This window comes from Longimicrobium sp. (assembly GCF_035474595.1).
GTDB lineage: Bacteria > Gemmatimonadota > Gemmatimonadetes > Longimicrobiales > Longimicrobiaceae > Longimicrobium.
On the sequence record NZ_DATIND010000119.1, the window covers coordinates 23,876 to 47,623 of the forward strand.

General features: G+C 70.9%; 19 protein-coding genes. 15 read left to right on the top strand and 4 right to left on the bottom strand.

Annotated features, from left to right (window positions below):
* Positions 1–112 precede the first annotated feature (112 nt).
* From trpB to trpC, 3 genes are all read right to left on the bottom strand, one after another.
* Positions 113–1,345, bottom strand: a complete 1,233-nt coding sequence (trpB, locus tag VLK66_RS21155) for a tryptophan synthase subunit beta (protein ID WP_325311470.1) — start codon at positions 1,343–1,345, stop codon at positions 113–115.
* A gap of 145 nt (positions 1,346–1,490) precedes the next feature.
* The gene (locus VLK66_RS21160) at positions 1,491–2,159 is read right to left on the bottom strand and encodes a phosphoribosylanthranilate isomerase (RefSeq protein WP_325311471.1); all 669 of its coding nucleotides are present in this window, start codon (positions 2,157–2,159) and stop codon (positions 1,491–1,493) included.
* Complete coding sequence (trpC, locus tag VLK66_RS21165) at positions 2,156–2,962, bottom strand: indole-3-glycerol phosphate synthase TrpC (RefSeq protein WP_325311472.1); 807 nt, start codon at positions 2,960–2,962, stop codon at positions 2,156–2,158. The genes VLK66_RS21160 and trpC overlap by 4 nt, the downstream gene beginning before the upstream one ends.
* Before the next feature lie 100 nt (positions 2,963–3,062).
* On the opposite strand from trpC, the gene lexA reads away from it, so the two are divergent.
* The 4 genes from lexA to VLK66_RS21185 all read left to right on the top strand — a co-directional run bounded on the left by lexA (position 3,063) and on the right by VLK66_RS21185 (position 8,232).
* Positions 3,063–3,668 carry a transcriptional repressor LexA gene (lexA, locus tag VLK66_RS21170; protein ID WP_325311473.1) on the top strand — a complete coding sequence of 202 codons (606 nt, stop codon included), beginning with the start codon at positions 3,063–3,065 and terminating at the stop codon, positions 3,666–3,668.
* Positions 3,669–3,763: 95 nt separating this feature from the next.
* On the top strand, positions 3,764–4,000 hold the full coding sequence (locus VLK66_RS21175) for a hypothetical protein (RefSeq protein WP_325311474.1): 237 nt from the start codon (positions 3,764–3,766) through the stop codon (positions 3,998–4,000).
* Between the two features lie 401 nt (positions 4,001–4,401).
* Positions 4,402–5,925, top strand: coding sequence for a S8 family peptidase (locus VLK66_RS21180; RefSeq protein ID WP_325311475.1), 1,524 nt, complete (start codon positions 4,402–4,404; stop codon positions 5,923–5,925).
* Between the two features lie 294 nt (positions 5,926–6,219).
* Positions 6,220–8,232, top strand: a complete 2,013-nt coding sequence (locus VLK66_RS21185; protein WP_325311476.1) for an N-acetylmuramoyl-L-alanine amidase — start codon at positions 6,220–6,222, stop codon at positions 8,230–8,232.
* Between the two features lie 93 nt (positions 8,233–8,325).
* Here the strand turns inward: VLK66_RS21185 and VLK66_RS21190 are convergent, their stop codons facing one another.
* The gene (locus tag VLK66_RS21190) at positions 8,326–9,252 is read right to left on the bottom strand and encodes an ADP-ribosylglycohydrolase family protein (protein WP_325311477.1); all 927 of its coding nucleotides are present in this window, start codon (positions 9,250–9,252) and stop codon (positions 8,326–8,328) included.
* Between the two features lie 228 nt (positions 9,253–9,480).
* Here VLK66_RS21190 and VLK66_RS21195 point away from each other — a divergent pair, with 228 nt between their 5' ends.
* From VLK66_RS21195 to bshB1, 11 genes are all read left to right on the top strand, one after another.
* Positions 9,481–10,980, top strand: a complete 1,500-nt coding sequence (locus VLK66_RS21195; protein ID WP_325311478.1) for an aldehyde dehydrogenase family protein — start codon at positions 9,481–9,483, stop codon at positions 10,978–10,980.
* Between the two features lie 588 nt (positions 10,981–11,568).
* Complete coding sequence (gene lepB, locus VLK66_RS21200) at positions 11,569–12,390, top strand: signal peptidase I (protein WP_325311479.1); 822 nt, start codon at positions 11,569–11,571, stop codon at positions 12,388–12,390.
* Positions 12,391–12,817: 427 nt separating this feature from the next.
* Complete coding sequence (locus VLK66_RS21205; protein WP_325311480.1) at positions 12,818–13,675, top strand: RNA polymerase sigma factor RpoD/SigA; 858 nt, start codon at positions 12,818–12,820, stop codon at positions 13,673–13,675.
* A gap of 489 nt (positions 13,676–14,164) precedes the next feature.
* A complete protein-coding gene (locus VLK66_RS21210) occupies positions 14,165–14,863 on the top strand; it encodes a hypothetical protein (RefSeq protein ID WP_325311481.1) in 699 nt (232 codons plus the stop codon).
* A gap of 382 nt (positions 14,864–15,245) precedes the next feature.
* Positions 15,246–16,814 carry a TolC family protein gene (locus VLK66_RS21215; protein WP_325311482.1) on the top strand — a complete coding sequence of 523 codons (1,569 nt, stop codon included), beginning with the start codon at positions 15,246–15,248 and terminating at the stop codon, positions 16,812–16,814.
* A 14-nt stretch (positions 16,815–16,828) separates the two neighbouring features.
* Complete coding sequence (locus VLK66_RS21220) at positions 16,829–18,136, top strand: efflux RND transporter periplasmic adaptor subunit (RefSeq protein ID WP_325311483.1); 1,308 nt, start codon at positions 16,829–16,831, stop codon at positions 18,134–18,136.
* On the top strand, positions 18,133–18,879 hold the full coding sequence (locus VLK66_RS21225; RefSeq protein WP_325311484.1) for an ABC transporter ATP-binding protein: 747 nt from the start codon (positions 18,133–18,135) through the stop codon (positions 18,877–18,879). Before VLK66_RS21220 ends, VLK66_RS21225 begins: the two co-directional genes overlap by 4 nt.
* Positions 18,880–18,886: 7 nt before the next feature.
* The gene (locus VLK66_RS21230) at positions 18,887–20,134 is read left to right on the top strand and encodes an ABC transporter permease (RefSeq protein ID WP_325311485.1); all 1,248 of its coding nucleotides are present in this window, start codon (positions 18,887–18,889) and stop codon (positions 20,132–20,134) included.
* A gap of 4 nt (positions 20,135–20,138) precedes the next feature.
* Positions 20,139–21,377, top strand: a complete 1,239-nt coding sequence (locus VLK66_RS21235; RefSeq protein WP_325311486.1) for an ABC transporter permease — start codon at positions 20,139–20,141, stop codon at positions 21,375–21,377.
* 364 nt (positions 21,378–21,741) lie between these two features.
* Entirely contained in the window at positions 21,742–22,824 is a 1,083-nt protein-coding gene (locus VLK66_RS21240) for a hypothetical protein (protein ID WP_325311487.1), read from the top strand.
* 133 nt (positions 22,825–22,957) lie between these two features.
* A complete protein-coding gene (gene bshB1 / locus VLK66_RS21245; RefSeq protein WP_325311488.1) occupies positions 22,958–23,704 on the top strand; it encodes a bacillithiol biosynthesis deacetylase BshB1 in 747 nt (248 codons plus the stop codon).
* The last annotated feature ends 44 nt before the right edge of the window (positions 23,705–23,748 follow it).

Sequence of the window (23,748 nt, forward strand, 5' to 3'; positions counted from 1 at the left end):
TAGCAGATGAAAGCTTAACCCGGAATCTGCGGTCTCACAATGTTTGGAACGAAGTGCCTAGTTCCCAGTGCCAAGTGCCAAGTTGAACCGATCGCCTACTGGGCACTTGGCACTAGGCACTGGGCACTTTTCCCTTCTCCATGTCCGCCACCTGTGCCACGTCCTTGTCCCCGCGTCCCGATAGACAGACGACGACCGGGCCTCGGTCCCGCCACGCCGCGCCCTCGCGGAGGAGGAAGGCGATGGCGTGCGCGGACTCGAGCGCGGGGATGATCCCCTCCAGCCGCGCCAGCCGGCCGAAGGCGTCCAGCGCCTCGGCGTCCGTCACCGAGGTGTAGCGCGCGCGGCCGCTTTCCTTCAGGAACGAGTGCTCGGGTCCCACGCCGGGGTAGTCCAGACCGGCGGAGACGGAGTGCGCGGCCGCCACCTGGCCGTGCTCGTCCTGCAGCAGGTAGCTCAGGCAGCCGTGCAGCACCCCCGGCTTTCCCAGCGTCAGCGTGGCCGCGTGCCGTCCGCTGTCGACGCCCTCGCCCGCGGCCTCGACGCCGATCAGCTCCACGCCGTGGTCGCCCACGAAGGGGTGGAACATGCCGATGGCGTTGGATCCCCCTCCCACGCACGCGACCACGGCGGCGGGAAGGCGGCCCTCGACGGCCTGAATCTGCTCGCGCGTCTCGCGGCCGATGACGCTCTGGAAGTCGCGCACCATCCGCGGATACGGGTCCGGGCCGACCACCGAGCCGATGATGTAGTGCGTGTCGGCGACGTTGGTCACCCAGTCGCGGATGGCCTCGTTGGTCGCGTCCTTCAGCGTGCGCGTGCCGCTGGCCACGGGGCGCACCTCGGCGCCCAGCAGGTTCATCCGGTAGACGTTCAGCGCCTGGCGCCGGACGTCCTCCTCGCCCATGTAGACGATGCAGCGCAGGCCGAAGAGCGCGCACGCCGTGGCCGTGGCCACCCCGTGCTGGCCGGCGCCCGTCTCGGCGATGATGCGCTCCTTCCCCATCCGCCGCGCGAGCAGCACCTGGCCCAGCGAGTTGTTGATCTTGTGCGCGCCGGTGTGGTTCAGGTCCTCGCGCTTCAGGAAGACGTCGATCCCCCCGCACGCCTCGCCCAGCCGGCGCGCGCGGTAGAGCGGAGTCGGGCGGCCCACGAAGTCGCGCCAGAGGTCGCCCAGCTCTTCCCAGAAGGCGGCGTCGGCGCGCGCGTCGGCATACACGCGGGTGAGCTCGTCCAGCGCGGCGATCAGCGTCTCGGGGACGAAGCGCCCGCCGAACGGCCCGAAGCGCCCGGTGAGCTCCGCCTCTTCCACCACGGCGGCGGCTCGATCTTCCAGCAGCGTCATGATTCCTTCGTGCAAACGGATTTCATCTCACGCCATCGCCCGAACCCGCCATGATCCGGCCGACGCCCCCGCGCACCGGCGGCTGAAGCCGCGGCAACAACCGCGGGAAGCCTCGCAAACCACGCGAGGCGGGACCGGCGCCGGATCATGCTCCGGCTCGCTGCGCCAGCCCCCGCACGGCGGCGATGAAGGCGCGGACCGCGTCGTGGTCCTTCACCCCCGGCGCGCTTTCCACGCCGGAGCTGACATCCACCACGTCGGGGCGGAGGATCGCCGCGGCATCGGCCACGTTCTCCGGCCGCAGCCCGCCCGCGGCGACGATCGCCATCTCCATCGGCACCGCGGCCATGCGCTCCGCGACCTCGGCCCACGGGAACGCCGTCCCCGTGCCGCCGCGCGCGTCCGGGCTCCAGCCGTCCACCAGCAGCGCGTCCACGGCGCCAGCGTACAGCGCGGCCGCCTCGGCGAACTCATCCCCCGAGCGCGGCCGCACCGCCTTCCAGACGACGAATCCCTCGCGGCGCAGGGCGGCGGCCAGCTCGGGAGATTCGTCGCCATGCAGTTGCAGCACGTCCAGGCGCGCGGCCGCGGCGGCGCGGCGGAGCTCGTCCGCCGTGGCGTTCACGAACACGCCGGCTCGTTGCGCGGGAAGGCCGTCCAAGATAACGGATGCCGCCTCCGGCGTCACCGTCCGCTTCCCCCCCGGCGCGAGGATCACGCCCAGGTAGCGCGCCCCCGCCTCCGCGGCGATCCCGGCGTCCTGGTGCCGCGTGAGCCCGCACACCTTCACGGCGGGCGGCCAGAGTCTCGTCATCTCCCCCGCCCTTCCGCGGTCTTCGGACGGCCGGCGAGCGCGGCGGCCGCGGCGCGCAGGTCCGGCTGCCGCATCAGCGACTCGCCGACCAGGATGGCGTCGAAGCCCGCCGCGCCCAGCCGGTCCTCGTCCGCCGCCGTGCGGATCCCGCTCTCCGCCACCAGCGTCACCTCTTCCGCCACGCCGCGGGCGAGGGAGATGGAGAGCTCCAGGTCGGTAACGAAGGTGGAGAGGTCGCGGTTGTTGATGCCGACGAGGGTCGATCCGGCCGCGAGCGCGCGCTCCATCTCCTCCGCCGTGTGCGCCTCGACCAGCGCGTCCATCCCCAGCTCGGCGGCGAGCGCCAGCAGCTCGCCCATCTGGCCGTCGGAAAGGATGCGGGCGATGAGGAGGATGCCGTCGGCCCCCGCCGCCCGCGCCTCCCACAGCTGCAGCGGGTCGACCACGAAGTCCTTGCGCAGGACGGGGAGATCGACGGCGGCGCGGACGCGGACCAGGAAGTCCAGCTCGCCGCCGAAGAAGTCGCGGTCGGTGAGGACCGAGAGCGCCGCCGCGCCGCCCTCCTGGTACGCGCGGGCCACGTCCACCGGATCCGCGCCGGGCCGGATTTCGCCCGCCGAAGGCGAGCGGCGCTTCACTTCCGCGAGGAGGCGGACCTCGCCGGGGCGGCGCAGCGCGGCGGCGAAACCGCGCGGCGGCGGGGCGGCGGACGCACGCTCACGAAGCTCCGAGGCCCGTGCCCGGAGGGCGCGGACCTCGGCGTGTTTGACATCCACGATGCGGTGCAGAATGTTTTCGCTCAATGCCTTGTACGTTTTCCTTGCGCTTCGGTCTACCTTCGGTTATGTTTTGCTTCGGTAGCTGTTCGGAAGCAAACCCCAGAAGCAGACCGGAGACGCGCAAATGGCGCTCACCAAGAAGCAGCGGCAGATCCTGGACTACGTCGAGAGCTTCGTGGACAGCTACGGCTACTCGCCCAGCTACGAGGAGATCGCGAACGCGTTCAACTACTCGTCGCTGGCGACGGTCCACGAGCATCTCACAAATCTGGAGACGAAGGGCTTTCTCCGGAAGAACTACAACAAGAGCCGCTCGCTGGAGGTGGTGCGTACCGACCCCAACTCGCTCGCGCTGGAGATCCCCCTGCTGGGCACGGTCGCGGCCGGCCTGCCGCTGGAGGTGTACCCCGAGCAGGAGACCGTCGCGGTGCCGCACGACATGGTTCGCCGGGGGAACAACTACGTGCTGCGCGTGAAGGGCGAGTCGATGATCGACGAGCAGATCCGCGACGGCGACTACATCATCGTGAACTCGCGCCAGACCGCCGACAACGGCGAGATGGTGGTGGCCCTGGTGGACGGCGAGGCGGCGACGGTGAAGAAGTTCTACCGCGAGGGCGCCGGCCGGGTGCGCCTGCAGCCCGCGAACCCGACCATGCAGCCGATGTACTATCCGGCCGAGCGCGTGCAGATCCAGGGGATCGTGGTCGGCGTGATTCGGAAATACTGAAAAGAAGTCCTGAGTCCTGAGTCCCAAGTCCTGAGTGGGACCAGCGAGGTGAAACCTGGGACTTGGCACTTGGGACTTAGGACTTTTTGAAGCCGATGCCGCGAATCCGCCGCACCTTCCGCCAGCGCCACGCCCGCGTGCGGCGCATGGGCGTGCTGGCGCGGGGCGGACAACCGAATCACCCCAGGAGGCGTGCGATGGTGAAGGACGAGCCGGTGCCGTTCGTGATCGGGCGCATCTCGAAGTCCGACCGGCGGATGGTGGTGCTGGAGCCCGCCACGCCGTCGCCCATCCCGGGGCCGTGGGATCTGCGCGCGGTGTTCGGGCTGTAGATACGGAAGTGCGTGAGTGCGGAAGTGCGTGAGTGCGTTTGGCGCTCACGCACTTTTTGTTTGCGAGGGGATCAGAAGGGTTCGTGCAGGGCAGCAGGGGTAGCAGAGAACTCCTCCGCTACCCCTGCTGCTCCATGGGAGACTCGTTTTTTCCGGTGAATACCTTTTGACGAAAGATTTACGAAGAAAACGCTTGCGCGGCCAAGAACGCTTTTTTACAATCGAACGCACCTTAATGCGCCGCGGATTTCCGGGACGGCAGGCCTCGCGAGGAGCGGTTCGGAACCTGACGAAGCGTCCGGGGACGGCACTTCCGCCGTTCCCGCCCGGCTCCCGTGGCGCCGCTCCGGGACGGGGCCGGGCATCGTGATCCACCCGGAGGTACAAGGGAGGAGGCGAGTATGCTCAGGCGCAGCAGGCACATCTTTGCAGCCGTCACGTTCGCCATCGGGTTGGCGGCCTGCTCCGACACCACCACCGCGCCCACCGCGCCGCCGGCCGGGGCGCGGGCAGGGCAGAGCGCGGCGGCCATGCGCGCGGGCCAGGTGATCCCCGACCAGTACGTGGTGGTGTTCAAGGCCGAGGCGCGCGACGTTCCCGGGCTGGCGAAGCGGCTGGCGGCCGCGCACGGCGGCAGCGTGCAGCACGTGTACCAGCACGCCATCAAGGGTTTCTCGGCAAAGCTTTCGGCCGCTGCGGCCGAGGCGCTGCGCCACGACCCCAACGTGGCGTACGTGGAGCAGGACCAGCGCGTGGGCGTGGTGCAGGTCTCGAGCTGGGGGCTGGACCGCGTGGACCAGCGCGACCTTCCCCTGAACGGGAGCTACACCTGGGCCGCCACCGGCGCGGGCGTGACCGCGTACGTGATCGACACGGGAATCGAGACCTCGCACTGGGACTTCGGCGGCCGCGCGTACGTGGGGTACGACGCGCTGGGCGGCAGCGGGCAGGACTGCAACGGGCACGGAACGCACGTGTCGGGCACCATCGGCGGCTCGTACTACGGCGTGGCGAAGGGCGTGACCCTGGTGGCCGTGCGCGTGCTGGACTGCGGCGGCTCGGGCACCTGGAGCGGCGTGATCGCGGGGATCGACTGGGTGCGCTACTACCACGCGACGCCCGCCGTGGCAAACCTGTCGCTGGGCGGCGGGGCCATGCAGGCCGTGGACGACGCCATCCAGAACCTGGTCTCCTCGGGCGTGACCGTTGCCGTGGCGGCGGGGAACTGGGGCGACAACGCCTGCTACTACTCGCCGGCGCGCGCACCCGCGGCGCTGACGGTGGGCGCCACCAACTCCTACGACCAGCAGTCGTACTTCAGCAACTACGGGAGCTGCGTGGACCTGTACGCGCCGGGCGAGGGGATCACCTCGGCATGGCTGTACGGGGGAACCAACACCATCGACGGCACCTCGATGGCCTCGCCGCACGTGGCGGGCGCGGCCGCGCTGTACCTGCAGGGCGACCCGTATGCGTCGCCGTACACGGTGGGAAGCGTGATCCTGTCGAACGCCACCACCTACCGCCTGTCGTACCTGGGCGCGGGGTCGCCCAACGCGCTGCTGTACACGCTCTTCGGCAGCACGCCGCCCCCGCCGCCGCCTCCCCCGCCGCCGCCGTCCAGCCTGTCGGTGAGCGTGGACGGGCCGACCGAGCTGTACGACGCGGGGACCTACACCTGGTACGCGTACCCCTCCGGGGGCGACGGCACGTACACCTACCAGTGGCAGTACCGGACGGAGACGAGCAGCGTCTGGAGCAACGTGGGCACCGCCAGTTCGTACAGCCGGTTCGTGGGCGCGAAGGCGGGCTCGTTCTACCTCCGCGTGACGGTGTCGTCCGCCGGGACCAGCGTGACGTCGCCGGAGTACTATGTGTACAAGGAGCCGGCGGTGGTCGGGTGCTACATGTACGCCTGCCCGTAACGGCCGGCGGGGCGTGATCCCACGCCTGGAAGCAGGGCAGCGGAGGAGTCCTCCGCTGCCCTGCTTCTCCGCTCGCGGTCATATCCATTCCTCCGGGACGATGGTGCCGCGGGCGTGCCCGGGCGTGCAGGATCGCGCCCGATCGTGCATGCGCGGCGCGGGGGCGGCGATGCGGAGCTGGCGGCTAAACCTCCATCCCCCAAGCACTTGCCGGATCTGGCGAGGTGGCCGGGAGCTTGCCTTTGGGCGCGGGAGCGATTTCGTGGTCCCATCCCCCTCCCCGAGGCTCCCGCCATGTACCGTCCCGAAGCTCCCACGCGGCCGCGGCCGTCCGACCTGCCGGCCGGCTACCAGCCGCGGGTGGTGGTGAAGTTCCGCGACAGCGACCCCTCTCCCGCCCTGGTGGCCAGCCTGGCGGCCACGGGCACCCCGTCGACCCCGCCGCCGCAGCAGGCCGACGCGCTGCGCCACCGCTTCCCCGGCGCGACCGTGGAGCGATTGTTCGCGTCCACCACGCCGGCGCGGCTGCAGTCGCTGGTGCGCGAGGCGCGGCGCGCGGAATCGGCCAGCGCGCGGCGGGTTCCCGACCTCCAGAGCTTCTACACGATGCGGCTGGCGCCCGGCTCGCGCCCCGACGAGGCCATCGGCGCGGCCGCGAACATTCCCGGCGTGGAGCGCGCCTACCTGCAGGGCGCGCCCACCCCGCCCCCGCTGCACCCCGACGACGACCCGCGCGCCGCCAACCAGGGGTACCTGGCCGCCGCCCCGCGCGGGATCGACGCGCGCTTCGCGTGGACGGTGCGCGGCGGCGACGGGCAGGGGGTGAACTTCGTGGACCTGGAGCAGGGGTGGACGCTGAACCACGAAGACCTGTCGGCGGCCGGGATCACCCTCGTCTCCGGCGTGAACTCGGCGTACTTCGGGCACGGCACGGCGGTGCTGGGCGAGATCCTGGCGCAGGACAACACCCGCGGCTGCATCGGCATCACCCCCATGGCCCGCGCGCGGGTGGTGTCGCAGAAGCGCAGCGCCACCAACTACAGCACCTCCGACGCCATCATCAGCGCCGTGGTGAACATGCGCGCGGGCGACATCCTCCTGCTCGAGGCGCAGACCACGCTCGGCGGCAGCACCTTCCTCCCGGTGGAGGTCGACATCGACGTGTGGGCGGCCATCTTCATCGCCACCGTGTTCGGGATCACGGTGATCGAGGCGGGGGGAAACGGCGGGAACGACCTGGACGCGTTCCGGCACCCGACCGACGGCTTCATCTTCAAGCCCGGGCACGCCGACTACCGCGACTCGGGGGCGATCATGGTGGGCGCGGCCACCTCCGCCGCGCCGCACGACCGGATGTCGTTCTCCAACTACGGCGCCCGGGTGAACTGCTACGCGTGGGGGCAGAACATCGACACCACGGGCGACGGGTGGACGGGGAACCTGACCACCACCTACACGCCGTCGTTCAGCGGCACCTCGGGGGCCAGCCCCATCGTGACCGGCGCGGCCATCTCGGTGCAGGGGATGGTGAAGGCGAAGACGGGGCACCCGTGGACCCCGGCGAAGATGCGCGCCGTCCTCTCCAACCCGTCCACCAACACGCGCTCGCACAACCCGGCGACCGACAGGATCGGGGTGATGCCGGACCTGCGCGCGATCGTGGCGGCCGAGTCGCTGGCGCCGCCGGTGGGCGACTTCCCCATGCCGCGCGGCGACACGCGGATCGCGGCGCTGGTGGACGCGGGGCACGGCGGGGTGGAGGAGGAAGAGCCGGCGTACGCGGGCGTCTACGGCAGCCCGTACGGCGGCGCTTCCGTCGAGAAGGACATCAACCTGGGGATCGCGCGGCGGGTGCGGGCGCACCTGGGCGCGGGCGCCGCGCTCACCCGCGACGGCGACTACGGCGTGCCGCTGGGCGCGCGGGCGCGGCAGGCGCGCGAGGCGGCGGCGCCGGTGTTCGTGTCCATCCACGCCAACACCGGGCGCGCGGACCGGCCGGGGCCCGAGGTGTGGGTGTACGGCGGCCCCGAGGGCGCGGCGGACCCGGCGTCGCGGCGGCTGGCGCAGCGCATCTCCGGCGAGCTGGCGCGGGTGGACGGCGCGCCGGTGCCGGTGCGCGCGGGCGACCTGGCGCTGCTGCGCCCCGGCGTGCAGGGCGCGGGGACGGCGGCGTGCCTGGTCGAGGCCGGCTCGCTCGCGCACCCGGCCGGCGCGGCGCGGCTGCACGATGCCGGCGCGCAGGACGCCATCGGCGCCGCGGTCGCCCGCGGCGTGTCCGGCTACCTGGGCGAATCCGGCCACTGGTAGGAGGCGCGGCCGGGAGATGATGCAGCGGAGGCGCGGAGACGCGGAGAGTTTCGGTGCGATCCGCCGCGTCTCCGCTTGATGTTTAGATCGGCATCACCTGGCCGCGTGTTCGTACAGGGCGTCGGCGAGGCGTTCGATCAGGGCGCGGTGCGCGAGCCGGGACCGCCACTCCGCGGGAATCGCATCCACGCCGTAGAAGGCGCCGGCGAGCTGGCCGTAGATGGCGGCGGTGGTGTCGGCGTCGTTGCCCAGGTTCGTGGCGCGCAGGCATCCCTCGCGGAACGAATCCGTCGTCGCGAAGGCCCAGAGCGCCGCCTCCATCGAACGCACCACGTAGCCCGAGCCGACGATCTCCGGCGGCGCCTTGACGCGGAACGAGCCGCGCGCCACCTCCTCGATCTCCGGGCAGAGCGGGCGCGCGCTCCAGCCGCCCGGCACCGGCGAGTACATCTCCCCCAGCAGCTCGTCCTTTCCCGCGCCGGCCACGGCGCCCACCAGCAGCCCGCCGAAGTACCGGCAGGCGTCCACCGCCGCGCGCGCCCCGTGCGTCGTCCGCGAGCTGTCGCCCGAGCGCTCGATGGCCTCCGCGGGGTCCGCCGCGAAGAAGAGCGGCACCGGCGCGAGCCGCATCAGCGAGCCGTTCCCCGCCGTCTTCGGATCGGTGGAGCCGCACCACGGCTCGCCGCTCGCCGCGAACCGATCCAGCGCGCCGCGCACCGTGATGCCGATGTCGAAGCAGGCGCCGGTGCTGCTCAGGTATCCCTCGCGGTACCAGCGGAGGTAGCGTGCGAGCTGGTCGCGCGGATCGAACGCCTGCCGCTCCACCAGGCTCTCCGCCAGGCACAGCGCCATCGAGGTGTCGTCCGTCCACTCGCCCGGCCGGAGATCAAAGGGGCCGCCGCCGGTCATGTCCTCGACCGGCGGGAAGGTGCCGGGCGGACTGAACTCGACCGTCGTCCCCACCGCATCTCCCGCCGCCAGGCCGATCAGGCTGCCGCGATACCGGTCACGCGCGTTCATCGCATCTCCCACCGCATCTCCAGAAGTTCGGGACCGGGAGAAGATGGAGGACGCCGCGCGCGTTCACCACCCGCGCCCCGATCCGCAGAGAAATCGACATCTCCCGTGCAGAAATCGTCGTCATTCGCTCACGGATGTGCGCGGCGACTCGCGCCCCCTTCCCCGTCCTTGTAGATTGCGCGCCTTTCCCGACCCCGTCCTGCAACCCTCTAAAACGCGCACGGAGCGATGGCCGATACGTTCAAGAACTTCATCGGCGGCGAGTGGGTGGAGCCGTCTACCGGGCAGTACTTCGAGAACCGCAACCCCGCGCGCCAGAGCGACCTGATTGGGATGTGGCCGCGCTCCGGCAAGGAAGACGTGGACCGCGCCGCGAAGGCCGCGAAAGCCGCGTTCGACGGCTGGCGCCTGACCCCCGCGCCCGAGCGCGGCGCGATCCTGAAGACCGTGGGCGACCTGCTGGTGGAGCGCAAGGACGACATCGCCCGCGCCGCCACCCGCGAGATGGGCAAGGTGTGGGCGGAAACCAAGGGCGACGTGCAGGAGGGGATCGACACCGCCTACTACGCCGCCACGTACGGCCGCCAGCTCTTCGGCCGCACGGTGCCCAGCGAGCTGCGCAGCAAGTGGGCGATGAGCGTGCGCCGGCCCATCGGCGTGGCGGGGCTCATCACCCCCTTCAACTTCCCGCTCGCCATCCCCACCTGGAAGATGTTCCCGGCGCTGCTCTGCGGAAACAGCGTGGTCATCAAGCCGGGCGAGGACGTGCCGCACACCGTGAGCCTTCTCGTCGAGATCCTGGAAGAGGCGGGGATCCCCAAGGGCGTGGTGAACCTGGTGCACGGCTACGGCGCCGAGGTGGGCGAGCACATCGTCCGCCACCCCGACATCCCGGTGATCTCGTTCACGGGGTCGACCGAGACGGGGAAGACCATCGGCCGCACCTGCGGCGAGATGCACAAGCGGCTGTCGCTGGAGATGGGCGGCAAGAACGCGCAGATCGTGATGGCCGACGCCGACATGGACCTGGCGCTGAACGGCGTGCTGTGGGGCGCGTTCGGCACCACCGGCCAGCGCTGCACCGCCACCAGCCGCCTCCTGCTGCAGGACGAGATCCACGACGAGTTCGTGGAGCGCCTGAGCGAGGGCGCGCGCAAGCTGAAGCTGGGCTACGGCAACGACGACGGCGTGGAGGTGGGCCCGCTGATCAACGCCCGCGCGCTGGAGAAGGTGCAGAAGTACGTGGAGATCGGGAAGCAGGAGGGCACCTGCGTCCTGGGCGGCGAGCGTGCCACGGGCGACGGGCTGGACGACGGCTTCTTCTTCCAGCCGACCATCTTCACCGATATCCAGGCGGGGTCGCGGATGGCCACCGAGGAGATCTTCGGGCCGGTGCTGTCGGTGATCCGCTTCAAGGACGCCGACGAGGCGTTCCGCATCAACAACGAGGTGAAGTACGGCCTGAGCAGCTCGCTGTACACGCGCGACGTGAACCTGTCGTTCCGCGCGTTCCAGGACCTGGACAACGGCATCACCTACGTGAACGCGCCCACCATCGGCGCCGAGGCGCACCTCCCCTTCGGCGGCGTGAAGCAGACCGGCAACGGCCACCGCGAGGGCGGCTGGGAAGTGTACGAGTTCTACTCGGAGACCAAGGTCTGCTACGTGGACTACAGCGGAAAGCTGCAGCGCGCGCAGATCGACAACTACGAGGCGTCGCCGTACTGATCTGGAGTGCGGAAGTACGAGAGTACGGAAGTACGAAACGGAAGTGCGTGAGTGCGTGAGTGCGTGAGTGCGGAAGTGCGTGAGTGCGTTGGCGCTCGCGCACTTTCGCGTTCATGCGCGGAGATGATGCCCTCTCGCCCCGGCACACCCGGCCATCCCCCGCACGACCGGTCGCAGGCCACACCGATGCCCCACCCTCGCCCGGTACGGGAGAGGGCGAGCGCTCCAAGGCGCGGGGAGAGGGCCCGTCGGCGGGCACCGCGCTCGCCCCCGCACCTCAGCCGCGCGGCACAAGAATGCCTCGCCCATCCCGGCGCGTCCGCTCCCCCGCTACCGCAAACGCCGCCGCTCCATCATCTTTCACTCACGTGCCCCGACCGGCACCTCGCGGCTCATATCCCACCACTCGCCGCACGAGCCTTTGCGCGCAGGCTCGAGGCACTTAGCACTTGGCACTTGGCACTTAGGACTTAGGACTCAGGACTTCCCCTCCCTGTCCCGGAACGGGCGCTTCCCTTGCGTGTATCGCACCTGGGCGCTCGCAAATCCGCGCACCGCAACGCTCTACACCCAACGCGCAGCCCACGGATGGACGACCCGCAGACCGCCACGCCGGACGCCCCGGCCCCCGCGCCGGTGTACCCCGAGCGCCGCCTCCGCCTTTCGGCCGAGCGCGTGGACAGCGAGCGCCGCAAGACCGCCGACGAGTCGCGCGGGTCCATGTCCACCGGGCGGTGGATGTGGGAGTGGACCAAGGCCATCAGCACGGCCATCCTCCTCTTCCTGGTCATCCGCACCTTCGCCTTCGAGGCCTTCAAGATCCCCACGGGAAGCATGGAGGGCACGCTGCTGGTGGGCGACTTCCTGCTGGTGAACAAGGCCGTGTACGGCGCCGAGATCCCCTACACGCACGCCCATCTCCCCAAATTCAGCGAGCCCCGGCGCGGCGACGTCATCGTGTTCCTGCCGCCGCACGACCCGCACAAGAACTACGTGAAGCGCATCGTGGGCGTTCCCGGCGACACGCTGGAGATGCGCGACAAGGTGCTGCTGCGCAACGGGCGCGCGCAGAGCGAGCCCTTCGCGCGCCACACCGACCCGCTCACCGACCCGCAGAGCGAGGAGATGCTCTGGCAGTACCGCTACCTGGTGAACCCGCCGGCGCACTGGAGCGACTACCACCCCACGCGCGACACCTGGGGCCCCATCGTGGTGCCCGCCGGCAAGTACTTCGCACTGGGCGACAACCGCGACAACTCCGAGGACTCGCGCTTCTGGGGCTTCGTGGACGCCGAGGCCATCAAGGGCCGGCCGATGTTCGTGTACTACTCGTTCCAGCACGACATCACCCGCAACTTCGACTGGCTCACCGGGGTGCGCTGGGGCCGCATCGGTGAGCTGGTGCACTGAGCCATCGCCCGCATCGTCCGTCCCCTTTCACCCGGCCTCCGCCCCGCGCGGCAGGCCGGGTGAATCGCTTCCGGGCACCGCTCCGCGCGGGTGGACGGAACACCCGGGGAAACACGCCGGCGGGAGGATGGGAGCCAAATCTTTCAATGACAGGCGGATAGCGAGTATCCGTCCACACGCCCGGCCGCTTCGGCGCGGTCCGGATAAAACATCCGGAGGGGGGTTGACACCCCGTGGGCGCCCTGTCATACTCCAGCCGTGGCCCCCGTCGAAGGACCCGTTTCCCTCCTCTTCCTTCGAACCCGCGCGGTCGTCCGATCCGAGCCGCTTCCGCGCCCAGGCCGCACCCCAAGGCACGTCCCGCACCGATATCCGGACCCAGCCGCGCCACGCGGTTTCCCGCATTCCGCTGAACCGGAGCCCGCCCATGTCGTTCAGCCCCGCCAAGAAGATCGCAGCCGAATCCGAGTCGCTGGACCAGTACCTCCGCGAGATCAGCGCGTACCCGCTCATCGACCGCGACGAGGAGGCGCGCCTGGCGCGCCGCATCCGCGAGAGCGACGGCGAGGCGCTGGAGGCGCTGGTGCGCTCCAACCTGCGGTTCGTGGTGGCGGTGGCCAAGAAGTACCAGAACCAGGGCGTGTCGCTGGCCGACCTCATCAACGAGGGGAACATCGGCCTGATCCGCGCGGCGCGGAAGTTCGACGAGACCAAGGGGATCAAGTTCATCTCCTACGCCGTGTGGTGGATCCGCCAGGCCATCCTGCAGGCGCTGGCCGAGCAGAGCCGCATCGTGCGCGTTCCCCTTTCCCGCGCGGGGGCGGTGCACCGCATCGGCCGCCGGTCGAGCGCCATGACGCAGGAGCTGGGGCGCGAGCCCACGCTGCAGGAGATCGCGGTGGAGCTCGAGGTGCCCGAGGACGAGATCAGCCACGCGCTGGCCATGAGCCAGGTGTACCTCTCGCTCGACGCGCCGCTGGTCCCCGGCGAAGACGGGCAGCTGCTGGACTACCTTTCCGACCAGTTCTCTCCCGGCCCCGACGACGACGTCTACGAGCACGCGCTGAAGCGCACCATCGAGGACGCGCTGGGCACGCTCAGCGAGCGCGAGGCCAAGGTGCTGCGCCTGTACTTCGGGCTGGGCGACACCGAGCCCATGACGCTGGAGCAGATCGGCGAGAGCTTCGGCATCACCCGCGAGCGCGTGCGGCAGATCAAGGAAAAGGCGCTCCTGCGCCTGCGCCACCAGTCGCGCGCCCGCTTCCTGGAGACCTTCCTCACCTGACGGCGATCGTCCCGTACTGCCGTACTGTCCGTACTTTCGTACTTTGCCCCTACCGCGGTTCCGGCGATGCTGGAACCGCGGTTTTTGGGCGTGTCTGGCGCCGAGGCGCCAGACCGGGCTGCGCGCGCCGTAGGCAACGATACAACTGTTGCCAACGGCGCCGGGCCCCCGGCGGATTCGTCGCGCCCGCACCTTCGTCTCTCAGTACGAATAGCGTCGCGGCCGCCCCGCCGGGTTCCCGGCCCTCCGGGCGCGCATCCCTCACGCAACCGAAGTGCGGAAGTGCGTGAGTGCGGAAGTGCGCCTGCTTTCGTGCGGGTGCCGCGCTCGTGCGAATATCCAACGCACTCACGCACTCCCGCACTCCCGCACTCCCCCGCCCCGGAATCCCCCTTGCATCGGACCCCGCACCCGGTTGCGAGTGTACGACTTCGCACACAAACGCCCGATGCGGTCCGCGATCGACCCCGCGGGCCCGGAAAGCCGCCGATGACGAAGACCCTCATCTTCCCCGCCCTTCTTGCCCTGTCCGCCCTCGCCGCCAGGCCGCTGTCCGCGCAGGGTACCGCCGTGGACGCGGGCACCTTCCGCGTGTCGGTGGAGGGGCGCGAGGTGGGCACCGAGACCTTTTCCATCACCCAGTCGGGGAGCGGCGGAGCGGCGGTCACGCTGGCCACGGGCACGGTGGACCTGCGCCTGAACAGCGGCGCGCTGCGCCTGGCGCCGCGGCTGCGCGGGCAGGGCGTGGCCATGAACCCCGCGCAGTACCAGGTGGACGTGAGCGGCGACTCGCCCCAGCGGATCGTGGGGAACATCGGCTCGGGGCGGGTGAGCGCGCGCATCGTGACCGCCGCGGGCGAGCAGCTGCGCGAGTACGTGGCCACCGCCGGCGCCGTGGTGCTCGACGACGCGGTGGCGCACCACTACTACTTCCTCGCGCAGCGCCTGCACTCGGGCACCGTGCCCGTCATCATCCCCCGCGAGAGCCGGCAGATGATCGCCGCCGTGACCGACCGCGGCGAAGAGACGGTGCAGGTGGCCGGCGGAAGCGCGCGCCTCTTCCACCTGGTCGTCCAGCCCCGCGGCGGCCCCCAGGCCGACGTGTGGGTCGACGCGCTGAACCGCGTGATCCGCGTGGACATCCCCGCGCGCCAGTACTCGGCGGTGCGCACCGAGCTGCCGCGCTGATTTAAGGCACCAAAAGGCGCTGCGGGCGCCGGCGGGGCCCACGCGCCCCGCCGGCGCCCGCCCGTTCCGGCAGGGGAGCCGGGTTTCGCCGCCGTTCACCCTTCTCCTTTCCCGCCGTGCGTTTACAGCGCGGCCCGGCATGGTTACATTTCCATCCTCCCAGGAGCGGAACACCTCGTTCCCGCTCTCAGCCAAGTGTCCCGAAGAGAGCCCACCACGCGTTCGCGCTCCCGCGTTCGCGGCTCGCGGCGCTTCACCCCGGCGCCGCGCGGCCGCGGCCCGGCAGCCGGAGCTCTCTGAAACTTTCAGCGGGCGGTCCCGTACCACGGCCTCGACGGTACGAGGCCCGCCCCCGTCCCGCGCACCCGACGAACTTCCGACCATGACCAGCATGAACCCCCGCAGCGCGGCCGCGTCGGCCGCCCTTGCCCTGGCCCTTGCCGTGGCCCCCGCCGCGGCGCAGCAGACCACGCCCCGCGCGCAGCCCACGCCGCCGCCCCCGCCCCCCGTGCAGGCGCAGCCCGCGGGCCCGCCGCTCAGCATGGAGCAGGCGGTGGCCAGCGCGCAGGAGAACAACCCCGACCTGCTGCAGCAGAAGAACGACACCCGGAGCGCCCGCGCCGCCGTGCGCGAGAGCCGGCTGGACTTCCTTCCCTCGGCCAGCGTGTCGGGCGGGCTGGGCTACACCGCCCCGGGCGAGCAGCGCGTGGGGTCGGTGCAGCTGCGCCAGACCTCGCCGGCGTACTACTCGTCGTTCTACTCGCTGGACCTGAACTACTCGCTCTCGGGCGCCAAGCTCATGCAGCCGCGGGTGGCCCGCGCGCAGGAGCGCGCCACGCAGCAGCGGGTGACCGGCTACGAGGCCAACCTGGTGAGCACCGTGCGCCAGAACTACCTGGCCACCCTGCAGGCGTGGGAGCAGGCGCAGCAGGCCGAGCGCGAGCTGGGACGCACCCAGGAGCACGAGCGGCTGGCCCGCGCGCGGCTGGACGTGGGCGCCGGCACCCCGCTGGACCTGCGCCGCGCCGAGGTGCAGCGCGGGCAGGCCGAGGTGGCGCTGGTGCAGCGCCGCAACGACTACCAGACCGCGCTCCTGCGCCTGGGCCAGGTGATGGGGCGCGAGCTTCCCGCCGACACCCGGCTGTCCAGCACCTTCGGCCTCTTCGAGCCCAGGTGGACGGTGGACGAGCTGGAGGCGATGGCGCTGGCGGGGAACCCCAACCTGCTGTCGGCGCGCGCCACCGCGCAGGCCGCGCGCACCGGCGTCCGCGCCGCGCGCACCCAGTACCTGCCCTCGCTCAGCATGAGCGTGGGGTACCGCGGCTCGGTGTACTCTGCCAGCGACCTCAGCTCGTTCTACGAGCAGGAGCTCAGCATCAAGCAGGGGCAGTTCGAGTCGTGCAACTACAACAACCAGCTGGGCGCGCTGATCGGCGCGGGGCAGCTGGACTGCAGCAAGTACGACGTCAGCAACCCGGCGGTGGCCAACGCCGTGCGCAGCGGCGTGCGCGCGCAGAACCCCACCTTCCCCTTCGGCTTCAAGACGCAGCCGCTGCAGGCCTCGCTGGCGCTGTCGCTGCCGCTGTTCAACGGCTACCAGCGCGAGCGGCAGGTGGAAGAGGCGCGGGTGCAGGCCGAGGACGCCGACCTGGCCGTGCGCTCCACCGAGCTGCGGCTGCGCGCCGACCTGGGCGCCGCGCTGCTGGCCACGCAGACCGCCTTCCGCACCGCGCAGCTGCAGGACCAGGTGGTCGACCGCGCCACCGAGGAGCTGCGCCTGGCGCAGGAGCGCTTCCGCTTCGGCGTGGCCAGCTCGGTGGAGGTCACCGACGCGCAGACCTCGCTGTCGCAGGCCGAGCAGGCGCGCATCGACGCCGTGTACAACTACCACAAGTCGCTGGCCGCCCTCGAGGCCCTGGTGGGCCGCCCGCTGCGCCAGCCCGGATCCTGAAGCCGGTGACCAAGATGAAGAAGATCCTCATCGCCGTGGGCGTGGTGGTGGCCGTGGGCGGGCTGGGGGCCGTGGCGGTGAACGGGCGGGGGAAGAGCGCGGGGCGCGAGGTGCGCTCCGAGACGGTGGCGCGCCGCGACCTGGTGGCCACCGTCACCGCCAGCGGAAAGATCCAGCCCAAGCGCAAGGTCGACATCTCGGCCGACGTGTCGGGGCGTGTGATCCAGCTTCCCCTCGAGGAGGGGCAGTGGGTGAACCGCGGCGACCTGCTCCTGCGCATCGACCCCAGCCAGTACGAGGCGTCGGTGCAGCAGGCCCAGGCGGGCGTTTCGCAGAACCGCGCCCGCGAGGCGCAGGCCCGCGCCCAGCTGCTGAAGGCGCAGTCCGACGCGCGCCGCGCCGAGCAGCTGGCGCAGGGGCGCGACCTGGTGAGCGCGCAGGAGGTCGACAACGCGCGCACCCAGGCGCAGGTGGCGCAGGCCGAGCTGCAGGCCGCCCGCTTCGCGGTGAACCAGGCCGAGGCGCTGCTGGCGCAGGCGCGCGACAACCTGCGCAAAACCACCATCGTGGCCCCCATGAGCGGCCGCGTGGTGCGCCTGAACATCCACGAGGGCGAGACCGCCATCATCGGCACCATGAACAACCCGGGCTCGCTCCTGCTGACCATCGCCGACCCGTCGGCCATGGAGGCCAAGGTGAAGGTCGACGAGACCGACGTCCCCGGGATCCAGGTGGGCGACAGCACCACGCTGCGCATCGACGCCTTCCCCGACCGGTCGTTCACCGGCAGGGTCACGCGCATCGGCAACAGCGCGGTGCAGGTGGCGGGGGCGCAGGCGGGCGGCGACCAGCAGGCGGTGGACTACGAGGTGGTCATCACCCTCGACCACCCGCCCGCCGAGCTGCGCCCCGACCTGTCGGCCACCGCCGAGATCGTCACCGACACCCGCCGGCAGGCGCTGTCGGTGCCCATCATCGCGCTGACCGTGCGCGACCACGAGGGGAAGAAGTTCAAGTCCGGCGGCGAGAAGGGCGAGGAGGGCGGCGACGCGGCCCCGCAGCAGCCGAAGACCGACCGTCCGCGCGTGCAGGACGAGGTGCAGGGCGTGTTCGTGATCCGGGGCGGCAAGGCCGTGTGGACCCCGGTGACCGTGGGGATCACGGGCGGCGAGTACTTCGAGGTCACGAAGGGGCTGCGGGGCGGCGAGACCATCGTGGCCGGCACCTTCCAGGCGGTGCGCGACCTGGAGGGCGGCGACGCGGTGCGCGTTCCCCCCGCCCCGGCGGCCAATCGCGGGCAGGCAAAGGGCGGCAGGCGATGAGCTCCGGCGCCGGCGGCGCCGCGCTGATCGACGTGCGCGGCCTGGAGAAGCACTACCAGATGGGCGCCGAGACGGTGCGCGCGCTGCGCGGGGTGGACCTGGTCATCCACCGCAACGAATACGTGGCCATCATGGGGCCGTCGGGGTCGGGGAAGAGCACCTTCATGAACCTGATCGGGTGCCTGGACTCGCCCACCGCGGGCGAGTACATCCTGAACGGGAACCACGTGGCGGGGATGGACGACGACGAGCTGGCCCGGGTGCGCAACCAGGAGATCGGCTTCGTCTTCCAGACCTGCAACCTTCTCACCCGCAGCACCGCGCTGGAGAACGTGGAGCTCCCGCTGGTCTACGGCGGCGTCGGCGGCAAGGACCGCAAGCGCCGCGCGCTCGAGGCGCTGCAGGCGGTGGAGCTGGGCGACCGGGTGGACCACCGCCCCAACGAGCTTTCCGGCGGGCAGCGCCAGCGCGTGGCCATCGCCCGCGCGCTGGTCACGCGGCCGTCCATCATCCTGGCCGACGAGCCCACGGGAAACCTGGACTCGCGCACCAGCGAGGAGATCATGAACCTGTTCGAGCGTCTGCACCGCGAGGGGCAGACGATCATCATGGTCACCCACGAGCCCGACATCGCCGCGCACGCCGACCGCGTGGTCACGCTGCGCGACGGGAAGATCGAGAGCGACCAGCCGCAGCCGCGCCCGCGCCGGGTGGTCGAGGCGCCGGTGCTGGCGGGGGCGTGAGCCACCGATGAGGACCTTCGAGGCGGCGCGGATGGCGCTGGAGGCCATCCGCGCGCACAAGCTGCGCGGGTTCTTCACCGTGCTGGGCACCGTCGTCGGCGTCACCTTCCTCATCGCCGTCATCACCCTCATCGAGGGGATGGACCACTACGTCGAGAAGCAGTTCAAGGGCACGGTCTACGGCTTCAACACCGTCACGCTCCGCCGCCGCCCCTCCGTCGTCACCGACGCCGACGAGGGAATGTGGCGCACCTGGGCGCGCCGCCCGCGGCTGACCTTCGACGACGCCGGGTACCTGGAGGGGCGGATGGAGACGCCGGGAACGGTGGCGCTCTCCACGGTCACCATCGGCAAGGTGGGCGGCCCGCGCGGCAAGGCGGTGGAGAACGTGTGGATCACCGGGGCCACCGCCAGCTACTTCCAGATCCGCGACATGCAGATGGAGGACGGCCGCGCCTACTCGCGCAACGAGGCGGACCGCGGCCTTCCCGTGGTGGTCATCGGGCGCGACGTGGCGAGCACCCTGTTCGAAGGGCGCAACCCCATCGGGCAGGAGATTCGCATGAACGGCTTTCCCTACCGCGTGATCGGGGTGCTGGAGAAGCAGGGAAAGCTCTTCGGGATGTCGCTCGACAACGTGGCCATCGCCCCCATCCGCTCCGAGCTGGACGGGTACGTGAACGGCGGGCGCAAGGGCGTGGTGCAGGAGATCACCTTCAAGGTCCCCGACAGCAAGCTGATCGGCGCCGCGAAGGCCGAGATCGAGAGCTGGATGCGCATCCGCCACCACCTCCGCCCCGACCAGGCCGACGACTTCGAGCTGGAGACGGCCGACGACTCGCTGGGCTTCTGGGACAAGATCCGCAACGTCCTCCTCCTGGCCCTCCCCCTTCTGGTGGGGATCTCGCTGGTGGTGGGCGCGGTGGTGATCATGAACATCATGCTGGTCTCGGTGACCGAACGGACGCGGGAGATCGGGATCCGCAAGTCGATGGGCGCGCGCCGCTCCGACGTTCTCCTGCAGTTCCTCTTCGAGTCGTCCACCCTCTCGGGGCTGGGCGCGGTGCTGGGGATCGGCCTGGGCGTGGGGCTGGCGTACCTGATCACGGCGCTCTCGCCCATGCCGGCGCACGTGGCCACCTGGTCGGTGGTCCTCGCCGTGGCCCTCGGGGTCGGCGTGGGCGTGGTCTCGGGGGTGTACCCCGCGTGGCGCGCGGCCAGGCTGGACCCCATCGTGGCCCTGCGGGCGGAGTAGCGCCGTGAACCTGCAATCGACCTTCGAGGGCGTCCAGATCGCGCTGGAGCAGCTCCGCGCCGACAAGGTGCGGGCGTTCCTCACGATTCTCGGGATCGGGATCGGCGTGGCCACGGTGACGGGGATGGGCGCGGTGATCGCCGGGGTGAAGGGCGGGATCAACGCCGACCTCGAGGCCATCGGCCCGCAGAACTTCGTGGTCACCCGCTTCGACCAGACGCAGGTGCGCGTGAGCGGCCCCGGCAAGCCGCCATGGGAGGGAAAGCCCAGGATCACCCCCGCCGAGGCCAGGGTGCTGGCCGACCTTCCCTCGCTGCAGAGCGTGACCGTGCACGTCTCCGGCCAGGCCGACGTGAAGGCGGGCGCCAAGGAGCTGGCCGGGGTGCAGGTGGAGGGGATCGGGCCCGAGTGGCCCACCTACATGCGCGGCGACTTCATCGAGGGGCGCAACTTCCTGCCCGTGGACGAGGCGTCGGCGCGGCCGGTGGCGGTGATCACCGAGGAGCTGGCCACGCGCGCCTTCGGCGAGGGGCGCCCCGCGGTAGGGCGCTCCTTCCGGCTGGGCGGCAACGAGTTCCAGGTGGTGGGGGTGTACCGCCCCTCGCCCAACCTGTTCTCCAGCGGCAAGCCCATCTGGACGTCGATCCCCTCGCGCGCGGCGCTGAAGTACCTGTCGATGGACGACGACTTCCTGGAGCTGTGGATGGTTCCCCAGCCCGGCTACACGCAGGCGCAGGCCATGGACGAGACCACGCTCACGCTGCGCACGCTGCGGCGCCTGAAGCCGGGCGCCGAGGACAACTTCGCGCTGGTGCGGCAGGAGGCGTTCGCCGACATGGTGAACGGGATCATGAACGTCATCTACATCGTGATGTTCGTCCTTTCCTCCATCGGCCTGATCGTGGGCGGCGTGGGGGTGGTGGGGATCATGATGATCTCGGTGACCGAGCGCACCCGCGAGATCGGGGTGCGCAAGGCGCTGGGGGCGCGGCGCTTCGAGATCCTCTGGCAGTTCCTGGTCGAGGCGGTGACGGTGACCTTCGTGGGATCGAGCTGCGGGCTGATCTTCGGCACCGGCGGCGCGCTCCTGCTGCGGGCGGTCACGCCGGTGCCGGCCGAGGTTCCGCTCTGGTCGGTGGCCGCCGCGCTGGGCGTGGCCGTGCTCACCGGCGTGGTGTTCGGCATCTACCCCGCGTTCAAGGCGTCGCGGCTGGACCCGGTAGTGGCGCTGCGGTACGAGTAGTACGGAAGTACGGAAGTACGGAACTGCATCGGGCCCCTGTCTTGGCCGCGCGATCGTTGCGCGGCGGGCGGGGGCCCGGCATTTTGCTACCCACTTGATGCCGAACACGACCCTTCTCTGCCCTCCCGCACCGGTCCACGAACAGTAGCAACGCCCCCGGCGTGACGTCGGCGGGGGCTCCGATCCGATCTCGCGTCACGGCGGCACCTCGATCTTCCCTCGATCCGCAACGAAACACCGCCGCATCCGCGGCCGGCCGAGCATGACTCCGGGGGCCACCGAGAGATGGCGGGGCCCCATCCTCGAGATCCCATCCCGCCTTATCCGGAGACATTTCATGTATCGTTCCCTCTCCCATCTTCCAATGTCTCGCGCGGTGGCCGCCGCACTCCTCGCCACGCTGGCCTGGGCCTCTTCCCCGGCCGCGCAAACGCCGGGCAACCGCCCTGCGAACGCCTCCGCGACCGGCACAGCCACGCCGCAGGGCGCGCACACCGTCGCGGGTGCCACCGCCGTGTTGTCCAACCGGTGCACCTGGCAGTGGACCAACCTGAACGGGGCCGGCGGCGGGGCCGACGGCCGGCCCGCGGTGGACGCCGCCGGCCGCGTGTTCTTTCGCACCATCTTCGGCGGCCTGGGGGCGATCGCCTGGAACGGATCGTCCTGGCAGACGCTGAGCCTGGGCGTCACCCCGTCGAACGTGGCGGGAAACCCGGTGGCGGTCGGCTCGGACATGGTGGTGTACCGCACCAGCAGCGGCGGGCTCGACGGGGTAAAGTGGACGGGGAGCCAATGGGTGCAGGTCAGCCTGGGCGGCTCGTCGCTCCAGGTGTCCGGCGATCCCGTGGTGGACGTGGCGGGCAAGATCGTATACCGCCGCTCGGGCGCCACGCCGCGGCTGAACGCGCTCTACTGGAGCGGCTCGTCGTGGCAGTGGACGGACCTGAGCGGTGCCGGCGGAAACGTGGCGCTGGGCGGGCTGGCCACCGACGCCCAGGACAAGATCTACTACGTGCGCAGCAATGGCGACCTGAACGCCATCTGGTGGGGCGGATCGCAGTGGCAGTGGACCGAGCTGAGCCACGCCGGGTCCAACGCCACCGGCAACCTGACGGTCGACGCCTCCGGAAAGGTCTTCTACCGCCGCAGCAACGGAAACCTGAACGCGATCTACTGGGCCGGCTCGGGGTGGCAGTGGACGGGGCTGAACGACGCCGGCGGCAACGCCACCGACGACATCCTGGCCGGCCCCAACAACCACGTGTTCTACCGCCGCTCGAACGGTGACCTGAACGCGATCTGGTGGGACGGGTCGCAGTGGCAGTGGACGGGGCTGAACGGCGCCGGCACGCACGTCTCGGGCGGCCTGGCGCTGGACGGCGCCGGCAAGGTCTACTACGTGAACGGATCGACCGCCTCGGTGAACGCCATCTACTGGAGCTGCTGACGGCTGGTCCCGGGCCCTTGCCTTCCCCACACGATTGCGCGGCGGGCGGGGGCCCGGCATTTTGGCCGCGCCCGTGTTTTGTTTTCGCCGCTCGCATCCGCCCCGCCGGCGGATCTTTCGTTTGGGGGATGAAGTGACGGAGCAGAATGAGCCGCTGGCGCCGCCGGTGGACCTGCTGGCCATCGCCGCGCACCGCGACGACGTGGAGCTGCTGGTGGGCGGGACCATGGCGCGCGCCGCGTCGCAGGGCCACCGCACGGGGATCCTCGACCTGACGATGGGCGAGCGGGGGACGGACGGGAGCGCCCAGCTGCGCGGCCAGGAGGCGGACGCGGCGGCGAAGGTCCTGGGCGTCGTCGCGCGGCGCAACGCCGGGCTGCCGGACGCGGGGCTGGTGAACACGCAGGAGACGCGGTCGCTGGTGGCCGGCTACATTCGCGCCTTCCGGCCGCGCGTGGTGATCCTCCCCTACACCGCCGGGCGGCACCCGGACCACCGCGTCGCCAGCCAACTGGCGTACGACGCGTGCTTCCTGGCCGGGCTGGCGCGCTTCGACGCGCCCGGCGAGGCGCACCGCCCGCACAAGCTCCTCTACGCCCTCACCTACCGCGAAGACCCGGTGAAGCCCAGCTTCGTGGTCGACATCACCGACTTCATCGAGACCAAGATGGAGGCAGTGCACTGCTATTCCAGCCAGTTCGACGGCAAGACCTGGGGCGGCGAGGTCTTTCCCGGCGGCGACAGGCCGCTGTACGACCAGGTGCGCATGCACGCCGCCCGCTACGGCGCCCTCATCCGCAAGGCCTACGGCGAGCCTTTCCACGTCGTCGAGACGATGGAGGTCGACGACGTTGTAACTCTCCCCGTCCGCAGCATCTGACACGAAGTGCGTGAGTGCGGAAGTGCGTGAGTGCGTTGAAGGTC

Coding starts and splice junctions, on each gene's coding strand:
- trpB (WP_325311470.1), bottom strand. CDS start 1,345: ATGACGCTGCTGGAAGATCGAGCCGCCGCCGTGGTGGAAGAGGCGGAG.
- VLK66_RS21160 (WP_325311471.1), bottom strand. CDS start 2,159: ATGACGAGACTCTGGCCGCCCGCCGTGAAGGTGTGCGGGCTCACGCGG.
- lexA (WP_325311473.1), top strand. CDS start 3,063: ATGGCGCTCACCAAGAAGCAGCGGCAGATCCTGGACTACGTCGAGAGC.
- VLK66_RS21175 (WP_325311474.1), top strand. CDS start 3,764: ATGCCGCGAATCCGCCGCACCTTCCGCCAGCGCCACGCCCGCGTGCGG.
- VLK66_RS21180 (WP_325311475.1), top strand. CDS start 4,402: ATGCTCAGGCGCAGCAGGCACATCTTTGCAGCCGTCACGTTCGCCATC.
- VLK66_RS21185 (WP_325311476.1), top strand. CDS start 6,220: ATGTACCGTCCCGAAGCTCCCACGCGGCCGCGGCCGTCCGACCTGCCG.
- VLK66_RS21190 (WP_325311477.1), bottom strand. CDS start 9,252: ATGAACGCGCGTGACCGGTATCGCGGCAGCCTGATCGGCCTGGCGGCG.
- VLK66_RS21195 (WP_325311478.1), top strand. CDS start 9,481: ATGGCCGATACGTTCAAGAACTTCATCGGCGGCGAGTGGGTGGAGCCG.
- lepB (WP_325311479.1), top strand. CDS start 11,569: ATGGACGACCCGCAGACCGCCACGCCGGACGCCCCGGCCCCCGCGCCG.
- VLK66_RS21205 (WP_325311480.1), top strand. CDS start 12,818: ATGTCGTTCAGCCCCGCCAAGAAGATCGCAGCCGAATCCGAGTCGCTG.
- VLK66_RS21210 (WP_325311481.1), top strand. CDS start 14,165: ATGACGAAGACCCTCATCTTCCCCGCCCTTCTTGCCCTGTCCGCCCTC.
- VLK66_RS21215 (WP_325311482.1), top strand. CDS start 15,246: ATGACCAGCATGAACCCCCGCAGCGCGGCCGCGTCGGCCGCCCTTGCC.
- VLK66_RS21220 (WP_325311483.1), top strand. CDS start 16,829: ATGAAGAAGATCCTCATCGCCGTGGGCGTGGTGGTGGCCGTGGGCGGG.
- VLK66_RS21225 (WP_325311484.1), top strand. CDS start 18,133: ATGAGCTCCGGCGCCGGCGGCGCCGCGCTGATCGACGTGCGCGGCCTG.
- VLK66_RS21230 (WP_325311485.1), top strand. CDS start 18,887: ATGAGGACCTTCGAGGCGGCGCGGATGGCGCTGGAGGCCATCCGCGCG.
- VLK66_RS21240 (WP_325311487.1), top strand. CDS start 21,742: ATGTCTCGCGCGGTGGCCGCCGCACTCCTCGCCACGCTGGCCTGGGCC.